2 protein-coding genes are annotated in these 1,648 nt (G+C 70.1%); both read right to left on the bottom strand.

The features are described 5' to 3' along the window. Positions 1–312, bottom strand: a 312-nt coding sequence (locus ACFZDE_RS38620; RefSeq protein WP_391214938.1) for a transaldolase family protein, incomplete at its 3' end; no start/stop codon positions are given. Between the two features lie 34 nt (positions 313–346). Next, a partial coding sequence (locus ACFZDE_RS38625) for a transketolase C-terminal domain-containing protein (RefSeq protein WP_391214945.1) occupies positions 347–1,648 on the bottom strand: 1,302 nt, incomplete at its 5' end.

Raw genomic sequence — 1,648 nt, forward strand, 5'->3', positions numbered from 1 at the left:
GCCGTCCTGGCCGCCGGTGGCGTCGAAGACCGGGCGCAGGATGTCGGCGGCGTCCCGGACGTCCGCCGTCGTGATCATGCGGATGGCCTCTTCGATGGTGACCTGGCGGGCGGCGAGGTCGGTCAGCTGCGTGTCGTAGCCGTCGCCCTGCGAGATCGCCTTCTGGAAGATCGAGGGGTTGGTGGTGACGCCCACGACGTGCTGCTGGTCGATCAGCTCGGCGAGGTTGCCGGACGTGATCCGCTTGCGCGACAGGTCGTCCAGCCAGATCGCCACGCCTTCCTCGGAGAGGCGCTTGAGTGCGTCTGTCATGGAAATTCCATCTCCTACGTGTCGTGTATAAGCGTCAGCGCTGAGCTGCGGCGATCGATTCCCGCGCGGCGTTGGCCACGTTCTCGGGAGTGAAGCCGAACTCGCGGAAGAGGACCTTGCCGTCGGCCGAGGCACCGAAGTGCTCCAGGGAAACGATGCGGCCGGCGTCCCCCACGTACTTGTGCCACGTGAGACCGATCCCGGCCTCCACCGCGACCCGCGCCTTCACGGACGGCGGCAGGACGCTGTCCCGGTACCCCTGGTCCTGCTGCTCGAACCACTCCACCGACGGCATGGACACCACGCGCGTGGGCACGCCGGCGCCCTGGAGCTGCTCGCGCGCCTCGACGGCGACGTGCACCTCCGAGCCGGTGGCGATCAGGATGACCTCGGGCGCACCGCCGTCGGCCTCGAACAGCACGTAACCGCCGCGCGCGGCGTCCTCGTTGGGCTCGTAGGTCGGCACGCCCTGCCGGGTCAGCGCCAGACCGTGCGGCTGGCCCTTGCCGAACTCCTTGGTCCAGCGCTTGAGGATCTCGCGCCAGGCGATGGCGGTCTCGTTGGCGTCGGCCGGGCGCACCACGTTCAGCCCCGGGATCGCGCGCAGCGACGCCAGGTGCTCGACCGGCTGGTGCGTCGGGCCGTCCTCGCCGAGGCCGATGGAGTCGTGCGTCCACACGTACGTCACCGGCAGGTGCATCAGCGCCGACAGGCGCACCGCGTTGCGCATGTAGTCGGAGAACACCAGGAAGGTGCCGCCGTAGATGCGGGTGTTGCCGTGCAGTGCGATGCCGTTCATCTCCGCGGCCATCGCGTGCTCGCGGATACCGAAGTGGATCGTGCGCCCGTACGGGTCCGCCTCCGGCAGCGGGTTGCCGGCCGGGAGGAAGGAGCTGGTCTTGTCGATCGTGGTGTTGTTGGAGCCCGCCAGGTCGGCCGAGCCGCCCCACAGCTCCGGGATGACCCCGCCGAGCGCCTGCAGCACCTTCCCGGACGCGGCACGCGTCGCGACACCCTTGCCGACCTCGAAGACCGGGATCTTCTCCTCCCAGCCCTTGGGCAGCTCACCCTTGGCGATCCGGTCGTACTCCGCGGCGCGCTCGGGGTTGTTGTCCCGCCACTGCTGGTACGCCTTCTCCCACACCGCGCGGGCCGCCTGGCCCCGCTCCAGCGCCTTGCGGGTGTGGCCGATGACCTCGTCGGAGACCTCGAAGGACTGCTCCGGGTCGAAGCCGAGCACGCGCTTGGTCGCGGCGACCTCGTCGTCGCCCAGCGCCGAGCCGTGTGCCGCCTCGGTGTTCTGCGCGTTCGGGGCCGGCCAGGCGATGATCGAGCG

It is taken from the genome of Streptomyces sp. NPDC007929 (genome assembly GCF_042959065.1).
Classification (GTDB): domain Bacteria; phylum Actinomycetota; class Actinomycetes; order Streptomycetales; family Streptomycetaceae; genus Streptomyces.